Origin of the sequence: Neorhizobium alkalisoli (assembly GCF_007829835.1) — a bacterium.
In the GTDB taxonomy this organism is placed as follows: Bacteria; Pseudomonadota; Alphaproteobacteria; order Rhizobiales; family Rhizobiaceae; genus Neorhizobium.
On the sequence record NZ_VIWP01000021.1, the window covers coordinates 24,569 to 31,670 of the forward strand.

Here is a 7,102-nt window from a genome sequence, read left to right on the forward strand (position 1 = left end):
GCATGCAGGGACGGAAGGCCGGCCAGAAGGATAGGCCGACCGCCGTTCCTAATGATTATTTGGACGCACTAGGGCAGCAGGTGTGACCCACAGTCAAGCGGCCATGGCGTCGGTGTGACGAACCCTGGGAGAGGCATATGCACATCGATGGCGCCTGCCAGTGCGGGCAGATCACATACGATGCCGAAGTTGACCCTGATAACGTCTCGATCTGCCACTGCACGGATTGTCAACGGCTGACAGGCAGCGCGTACCGGGTGACGGTGAGTGCGCGGGCGGACCGATTTCAGATCACCACGGGAGAACCGAAGCTCTACGTGAAGATCGCCGACAACGGCCGGCGTCGCAACCAGTTCTTCTGTCCAAATTGCGGCTCTCCGATCTATGCGACCGGGCAGGATGAGGACACCCATCAGGTCGGGATCAGGCTAGGGACGGTGAACCAGAGAAGACGTCTCCGTCCGCAATCTCAAATATGGTGTTCGTCCGAGCTTCCGTGGTCTCAGAACTTAGGCGATCTTCCAAGACGGGACGCGGACTAATTGATGCCCTATACGTTCGGCTCCAAGCCGATCAGATTCGATCCTCGTCGAACTGTTCGGCACCGTCGATCGGGGAAAGCCAATCTTCGCGGCGCTTTACCCAAAGCTCGTACGTCGGCATCAGTCGCGTCGGCGCTTCGGACAGGATACCCACTTTGATCTCTGCCTCGCGTCCGTCGGTCGAGAAAAGTCGCGACCCGCATTTCGGGCAGAACGACCGCCCAGCGAATTCGCGCGTGTCCCCTTTCGTTTCGAACCGATTGGCCGGCCAGACAGCGAAGAACGTGAACGCCGAACCACTTTCCTGACGACAGTCCGCGCAATGGCAGATTCCGACCCGCGAGGGCTCGCCGCGCACTGCGACCTTCACCTCGCCGCAGGAGCAGGATCCCAACAGTGTCGTCATGGCGACTTCTCCGCACGGTCATCTACCACGTCAGTCTCCGGGCGGTCTCCGCCCGACGCGTGCTCGGTCTGCCAGCGGCCGTCGGCGAGCTGGAAGGAGATTTCGGCATCGCGGCCTTCAAGATGCTGTCGCTCCGCCGCAGATCTGGCCGCGGCCAGCGCGGCATCGTGATCGGGAAAGGATTCAGACCACACGTCGCCAAGCCGATACGCGAAGCCGCCGTCGTGTTCGCCGACATGATAGGTGACTTTCGTCATGAGATTTTTCTCCGCTTGAGTTCAAGAAAGGGCGTGCTCGATGCGCTGGACGTGATGGGCGTCGACAGTTAAGCCATCCTCGACCGCCAAAATCTCCGCCTCGGTGAGGCCGGTTGCGATCGCGAGGTCTTCCAGACTGTAACCTTTTGCTATGCGCGCAATCCGAACGCTGACGCCGGTCCGAGTTTCGGCGCCGGTCGGCGCATCTTCAAATTTGATCTGATCCATATTGATCTCCAATGTGCTGCGATGAACGTGCCCCATGCGAGCAAGTTCCGCAGAGGGTTCATTTCGACGACGGGTTTGACGCCGCAAACATCAGCTTCCGGAGGCGCTCGCTCTTTTGCTCGCGGTGGCGACGCTCCTCTTCCGCGGCCTCGATGGCCATCTTATTCGTGTGTTCGAAAGCCGCCGCGCGCTCCTGCGCGGTCGGAGTTCGTCTGATCCTGCTTACCATGGCAAATATCCTTGGGTTTTTCCTCGTATGTGGAAGGATTGCGGACAGCGTTCAACGTGTCGAGCGGTCGCGTCCGATAGCGTACGGGCGGTCGGCAGTCCTTGCGTGTCGATCGCGGCCACCCCATTTGTTGTGGGCCACCCATCATCGCGCGAGCATCCGCAGCGGCATCCGCCGGCGTATGCGTGACGGCTGGCGCGCGGGTGAGACGGTCGCTGCCTTTTTCGAGGTCGAGCGCCGTCTGGCCAATTCGTACCTGCCAGGATCGTCATGTCATCTCGCGACCACCTTGTCATCTTCCTGCACGGCATTGGAGCCTCCGGCGCTCAACTCATGCCGCTGGCCTCGTCATGGCGGGCGAGCCTGCCGAACACTGGGTTCGCAGCGCCGGACGCTCCCATGCACCACTGGCGGGGCCATCAATGGTTCTCGACCGAGGGTAATCCGCTCGACCCGGTACGGATTCGTTCAGCTCGCGAAGCTTTCGACGAAGTGGTGGACGACGTCGTGCAGCGCGAAGGATTTGCCGGCGGCCATGACGAAATAGCCTTCGTCGGCGTCTCGCAGGGCGCCATCGTCGCCCTAGACGCCGTCGCCTCTGGACGGTGGAAGGTCGGCGCGCTCGTTTCTTTTGCGGGACTTCTTGCGCCTCAATCGATTTCGCCAGCGAGCAGAAGCACGCCCATCCTGCTCGTCCATGGGCAGGCTGACACGACGATCCCTGCTGCGGCCTCGACGCTCGCCGCGGCGCAGTTGGGTGCGGCCGGGTTCAGGGTCGAGCTCGATGTCGAACCGGGCGTCGGACACACCATTTCGAGCACGGGCGCGCAAAAAGCGCTATACTTCCTACAGAAGTTTCTCGTGTAGACGAAACTCGAGAAGCACCCGGCCGTTTTGCTATCATGAACAACGACCAACACGGTGAAACCGAACTAACCGATCCGCCGGAGGAAACGGTTTCCTTCGCCTTCGACCGGATGACCGTTGCCCGGTTCAGGGAGGTCTTCCCAAATGCCCGCTGGTCGGACACCCTTCAGGCATGGACCGTCCCCGGCAAGACAGCGCGGAAACGCATCGACAGATGGCTTGCCTCGGAAGCCGATCGGCGAAGGCCGTACGAAGAAGAACGTGGCCGCGACGCCTTTGAATTCGAACCGATCCTCTCTCCCTATCTTGAGGTCATCCCGACGGGCTTCCGGGTCCGTGCCCCGTATTCAAGGATATTGGTCGATGAACTCCGGCAGATACCCTTCGCCCGCTGGAACGGCGACGACAAGGTCTGGGAGGTTCCATACGCCTCGTATGACGACCTCCAGCATCGATGGGAGGTCATCGAGGAAGCCGCTAAAAGAGCGGAACCGGAGGAACGACGCAAGCGCGCCGAAGCCCGCAAGGGAACGGAGGAAGAGGCGAAGGCGAAGCGCCGCACGTCCGAGCGACGAAAGAAGCGGCTGCCTGTGCCCAGCGACGATTTCCCGCCCCTTGACCGGCCGGTCGCCACCGCCGCGTATGGGATCATCGTCTTCATCGAAATCACGGGAGAACTCGTCGACCCGGACCAGATTGCCGAGCAGCACCCGGATGCCGACGACGAATATGTGTGGGCGGGATGGCGGGCTGCGACGCTCGAAGAACTCGTGCATACCTGGCCGGCCCGCACTGAGCCGGGGGAATACGAGCGGCTCCGCGGCTGGTGGCAGCCGACGAGCGACGAACTGCGTGTTGCGAGAAGTTCGGCGAAATCCAAGGAACGGCGGCGGAGCCATCGCAACGCCCCAGGCGCCTCGCCCTGATATCGACAGATTGCGCCACGACAGGTTCTCCATCGGCATTGCGGATAAGCGGTTGACACAGTGCCGCTCGCAATGTGTCGTCTACCGGCTTTGACCACGAATGTAACGGCGGGGATGGGAAGATGAACGAAAGGTCGGTGCGATTTGGCCCCGGCCTTTTCTGTCGGTTACGATCAGGCCGCCCGGACGAACGTCAACGGGGCTCAGATCTGGAGAAGTCGACCGCGACGCTTCGCGGTCGCTAACCTTATCAAATGCCGCGGTTCTCGAGACGACGCTCGAGCGGATCTGAATTCTCGCGAAGCCACCTTTGAGGTCCGCCGGCCGCTTCCCGACGACTCCGAGCGATCTGCCACCTGGCGCTCATGGAGATCGGCATCCTACCTCTCACCTGCACAATTCGGTCTCGGGGGGTATGAACTCCTTCGACGAGTGCAATGGGGACAAGAACGAAAAGCCCATGAAATTAGCGACTTACGCTGTGGTTACACTGTGCATAACCTGTGCATCGAGACCGATATCCGCCCTGTGCGTTCCACTTCCGTTCACGTATCGCCTGCATAACTACCCCGACTCGGTCGACATTCTCATCAACCACTCCTCGGCCTCCGCCGCAAACGTTGCTGGGATGGTTTGGGCGCTCCCCAGCGGGTCGAGCGCCCTTTTTCTGTTCAGCCGCTGCCCGGCGACACGCTGTCTTCTTCCTTGGCAGGAAGCGATCCTGCGCCCGGCGTTTTGCTCTCGTCGGTCAAGTGATCCTTCGCGTGCGGGCCGGCAGCCGGATGATCCTCGACAGGAGCACGGGTCTTGGCAGTTTCCTCGATGGCGCGCTGCGCTTTCGTGTCCTTGTTCATGTTCATCTCCTTTCGCGAGTGGTCGGCATATGGAAATGGCCATCCGCCGCCAAATGTTCCCTGTGCGGCTCCGGTGAAGTTCATACGCCGCCGCCAGCCGATCAGCGCATTAGGTGTGCACACGGCGCCGAAGATGTGATCGACGAAACCACGTTCGGTCCGTCTGTCATGCTGCACGAGTTGGATGCCGTTATCGGTGGGAACTGTGTGGATTTTGTAGGGTACTGTCTTGACCAAAGCCTTGAGGAAGCAGGCCGCCCTAAGCTTTGTTGCCTTGCGACAGGTTCTGGCGATGACGATCTTCGACGTGCGATCGACTGCGACGAAGAGGAAAGCCTTGCCGCCCCATATCGCAACTCTGCAATATCGGTATGGAAATAGCCGTTCTCGTAGGATTTGAACCGCTTGGGGTTTTCACGATCCGACTTTGGCAAGCGGGAGATATCGTTGCGTTGCAAACAGTGATGAAGGCTTGAACGGGACAAATGTGGGATCACATCTTTCAGAGCGATATAGACGTCGTCTTGTGGCAGCCGAGCCCGCTCGCAATGAAACAATCCCGGCCTCTTCGACAGCCGACAAGACCGTACTTCTGCGCTCCTTCGGACCCATTGCATCATCCTCGACGCCTGGTCGAGATCGCCGTTTCCTCACCGTTTTTTCGTTGATGCCGTATCGCCGCGCGAGCGCCGCGGTTGGAGCTTTCGATCGCTGTAACTCTGCTCGAATGGCATGCGTGCTCTGGGCGCTGACGTGAAGAAATTGGCCCATAGAGTGTCCCTCTGTGATCGCGGCAACGATACGCCATCACATTTGTAGGACTGAACAGCTGGCCTTGGCCGTCGCCGACGAGTTGCTTACAGTGCCGTCGCCAACATAGGAGAGTCATAGTGCCGGAAGTTCATGTGTTTTGCGCGGCAGGTCGAACACGCGACCAAAAAGTCAGATTGATGAAGAAGATTTCGGATGCGGTAGTCGAGGAATTCGGCGCAGCTCCGGGAGCGGTCACCGTTCAGATAATTGAGGCTCCTCTCGCTGATAAGATGAAAGGCGGCATACCTTTCGACGAGCGTTGATATCGAGTTTCCAGAGACGCCCGCCGGCGTCGAAGCGACACGCCGCCGTGCCGAAGCTCGATCATTGGTAGGACGGCAAGCCAATGCTCGGAACGGACCAAGCAATCTTGGTGAAGGGACACAAACGACGACATGGAGAGGCTCGTGCCTTGTGGCCGACCTCTTCCGTCCGCACCTTAAACGAGGCGTGCGGGTTCAGCACCGCACCGGGCTCTGCCGAAACGCCCTGGTGAGGACTGTCCGGGGACTTTCCCAAGGTGAAGAGATCGCTGCCCTGCACGGCCACCTCGACACGCCCGAGGATTGCAGGGCCGCTATCGCCGGCGGCGCCGACAACGTTCAGGCTGGGGTCGGTAACGCCCTGTGGCTGGATGGAACCCCGACGGTGGATGGGTTCGAGATCGCACGAACCGGCGTCGGCGTCACGGGGAGCGGTTTCATTCAGCATGGTGTGTTGGTTTCCACGCGGAACTGAGCCGGTTTTTCCACCGAGAAGTGAGCCACTTCTGAGTATGGTTTTCTGATCAGGCTTTGGTCAAGGGATTGGCCTTTTCTCCTCTCTTCTGTGCTGCTGCGGCCGAGCTGGCCTTGAAGCGGAAGCTGTCGTTACCGGTTTCTAGGATGTGGCAGCGGTGGGTGAGACGATCGAGCAGAGCGGTCGTCATCTTGGCGTCGCCGAAGACCGTGGCCCATTCGCTGAAGCTGAGGTTTGTGGTGATGACGACGCTGGTGCGCTCGTAAAGCTTGCTCAGCAGGTGGAAGAGCAGCGCTCCACCTGAGGCACTGAACGGAAGATATCCGAGTTCATCAAGGATCAGCAGATCGAGACGGACCAGCGTCTCGGCAATCTGGCCTGCTTTGCCCTTTGCCTTCTCCTGCTCGAGCGCATTGACCAATTCGATAGTCGAGAAGAAGCGGACTTTTCGGCGGTGATGCTCGATAGCCTGAACACCGAGGGCAGTCGCGATATGGGTCTTTCCTGTGCCCGGCCCGCCGACGAGGACAATGTTATGCGCATCGTCCATGAACTCGCATCGATGCAGTTGGCGCACCGTCGCCTCGTTGATTTCGCTGGCGACGAAGTCGTAGCCGGAGATGTCCTTGTAGGCAGGGAAGCGCGCAGCCTTCATATGATAGGCAATAGAGCGGACCTCGCGCTCGGCCATCTCGGCTTTTAGCAACTGGGACAGGATCGGCACGGCCGCATCGAAGGCTGGAGCTCCTTGCTCGATCAGGTCCGTGACGGCTTGGGCCATGCCATACATCTTGAGGCTACGCAGCATGATGACGACGGCGGCGCTGGCAGGATCATGACGCATGGCGACCTCCCACGATCCGGACCCGCAAACCATCGTAGCGTTCTACATTGGCCTTAGGTTCACGCAGCAAGGTCAGCGCCTGTGGCGTGTCGATGTCGGGGTCGTCAGTCGTCTTGCCATCTATCAGGCGATGTAGCAGGTTCAACACATGCATCTTGGTCGCGACGCCTTGATCCAGAGCCAGTTCCACAGCCCTGACGACGACCTGCTCGTCGTGATGAAGAACGAGAGCGAGAATGTCGACCATCTCACGATCACCGCCGGGGCGGCGAAGCATCTGGTCCTGCAATTTGCGTAAGGCGGGCTATAGCGCGGCAATCAGGATAAGACGCGGGCGACAATCTGGATGAGATTCTTAGGTCGCGGTCGGGATCAAGTTATCACGCTGATTGTCGCTG

General features: G+C 60.0%; 11 protein-coding genes and 2 pseudogenes. 4 read left to right on the top strand and 9 right to left on the bottom strand.

Annotated elements, in window-relative coordinates; translation table 11 throughout:
* Positions 1–137: 137 nt before the first annotated feature.
* Entirely contained in the window at positions 138–542 is a 405-nt protein-coding gene (locus FHW37_RS32615; RefSeq protein ID WP_145643724.1) for a GFA family protein, read from the top strand.
* A 31-nt stretch (positions 543–573) separates the two neighbouring features.
* On the opposite strand, the gene FHW37_RS32620 is transcribed toward FHW37_RS32615, so the two are convergent.
* Genes FHW37_RS32620 through FHW37_RS33875 form a run of 4 tightly spaced genes read right to left on the bottom strand, consistent with a single transcriptional unit; the run spans position 574 to position 1,662 of the window.
* On the bottom strand, positions 574–948 hold the full coding sequence (locus FHW37_RS32620; protein ID WP_145643725.1) for a GFA family protein: 375 nt from the start codon (positions 946–948) through the stop codon (positions 574–576).
* Entirely contained in the window at positions 945–1,205 is a 261-nt protein-coding gene (locus FHW37_RS32625) for a DUF2188 domain-containing protein (protein WP_145643726.1), read from the bottom strand. The genes FHW37_RS32620 and FHW37_RS32625 overlap by 4 nt, the downstream gene beginning before the upstream one ends.
* Positions 1,206–1,226: 21 nt before the next feature.
* A complete protein-coding gene (locus tag FHW37_RS32630; RefSeq protein WP_186458520.1) occupies positions 1,227–1,469 on the bottom strand; it encodes a helix-turn-helix domain-containing protein in 243 nt (80 codons plus the stop codon).
* Positions 1,470–1,491: 22 nt separating this feature from the next.
* Positions 1,492–1,662 carry a hypothetical protein gene (locus FHW37_RS33875; protein ID WP_186458518.1) on the bottom strand — a complete coding sequence of 57 codons (171 nt, stop codon included), beginning with the start codon at positions 1,660–1,662 and terminating at the stop codon, positions 1,492–1,494.
* A 270-nt stretch (positions 1,663–1,932) separates the two neighbouring features.
* On the opposite strand from FHW37_RS33875, the gene FHW37_RS32635 reads away from it, so the two are divergent.
* Positions 1,933–2,529, top strand: a complete 597-nt coding sequence (locus FHW37_RS32635) for an alpha/beta hydrolase (RefSeq protein WP_145643727.1) — start codon at positions 1,933–1,935, stop codon at positions 2,527–2,529.
* Positions 2,530–2,564: 35 nt separating this feature from the next.
* Positions 2,565–3,455 (top strand): hypothetical protein, encoded by an 891-nt coding sequence (locus FHW37_RS32640; protein ID WP_145643728.1) that lies wholly within the window; start codon positions 2,565–2,567, stop codon positions 3,453–3,455.
* A gap of 671 nt (positions 3,456–4,126) precedes the next feature.
* Here FHW37_RS32640 and FHW37_RS32650 read toward each other — a convergent pair.
* The gene (locus tag FHW37_RS32650; RefSeq protein ID WP_145643739.1) at positions 4,127–4,309 is read right to left on the bottom strand and encodes a hypothetical protein; all 183 of its coding nucleotides are present in this window, start codon (positions 4,307–4,309) and stop codon (positions 4,127–4,129) included.
* Between the two features lie 102 nt (positions 4,310–4,411).
* Positions 4,412–5,080: pseudogene (locus FHW37_RS32655) on the bottom strand (DDE-type integrase/transposase/recombinase); the annotation flags it as partial.
* 119 nt (positions 5,081–5,199) lie between these two features.
* Here FHW37_RS32655 and FHW37_RS32660 point away from each other — a divergent pair.
* A complete protein-coding gene (locus FHW37_RS32660) occupies positions 5,200–5,385 on the top strand; it encodes a tautomerase family protein (protein WP_145643729.1) in 186 nt (61 codons plus the stop codon).
* 61 nt (positions 5,386–5,446) lie between these two features.
* On the opposite strand, the gene FHW37_RS32665 is transcribed toward FHW37_RS32660, so the two are convergent.
* From FHW37_RS32665 to FHW37_RS32675, 3 genes and pseudogenes are all read right to left on the bottom strand, one after another.
* Entirely contained in the window at positions 5,447–5,833 is a 387-nt protein-coding gene (locus tag FHW37_RS32665) for a hypothetical protein (protein ID WP_145643730.1), read from the bottom strand.
* Positions 5,834–5,909: 76 nt separating this feature from the next.
* A complete protein-coding gene (istB, locus tag FHW37_RS32670) occupies positions 5,910–6,704 on the bottom strand; it encodes an IS21-like element helper ATPase IstB (RefSeq protein ID WP_145643731.1) in 795 nt (264 codons plus the stop codon).
* Positions 6,694–7,005 (bottom strand): annotated as a pseudogene (locus FHW37_RS32675) (IS21 family transposase); the annotation flags it as partial. The gene istB and the pseudogene FHW37_RS32675, both read right to left, overlap by 11 nt.
* Positions 7,006–7,102 lie beyond the last annotated feature (97 nt).

Bases quoted from the DNA above. Each gene is read 5' to 3' on its own strand.
- istB (WP_145643731.1), bottom strand. From the start codon at position 6,704: ATGCGTCATGATCCTGCCAGCGCCGCCGTCGTCATCATGCTGCGTAGC.
- FHW37_RS32635 (WP_145643727.1), top strand. From the start codon at position 1,933: ATGTCATCTCGCGACCACCTTGTCATCTTCCTGCACGGCATTGGAGCC.
- FHW37_RS32620 (WP_145643725.1), bottom strand. From the start codon at position 948: ATGACGACACTGTTGGGATCCTGCTCCTGCGGCGAGGTGAAGGTCGCA.
- FHW37_RS32640 (WP_145643728.1), top strand. From the start codon at position 2,565: ATGAACAACGACCAACACGGTGAAACCGAACTAACCGATCCGCCGGAG.
- FHW37_RS32630 (WP_186458520.1), bottom strand. From the start codon at position 1,469: ATGGGGCACGTTCATCGCAGCACATTGGAGATCAATATGGATCAGATC.
- FHW37_RS33875 (WP_186458518.1), bottom strand. From the start codon at position 1,662: ATGGTAAGCAGGATCAGACGAACTCCGACCGCGCAGGAGCGCGCGGCG.
- FHW37_RS32625 (WP_145643726.1), bottom strand. From the start codon at position 1,205: ATGACGAAAGTCACCTATCATGTCGGCGAACACGACGGCGGCTTCGCG.
- FHW37_RS32615 (WP_145643724.1), top strand. From the start codon at position 138: ATGCACATCGATGGCGCCTGCCAGTGCGGGCAGATCACATACGATGCC.
- FHW37_RS32665 (WP_145643730.1), bottom strand. From the start codon at position 5,833: ATGCTGAATGAAACCGCTCCCCGTGACGCCGACGCCGGTTCGTGCGAT.
- FHW37_RS32650 (WP_145643739.1), bottom strand. From the start codon at position 4,309: ATGAACAAGGACACGAAAGCGCAGCGCGCCATCGAGGAAACTGCCAAG.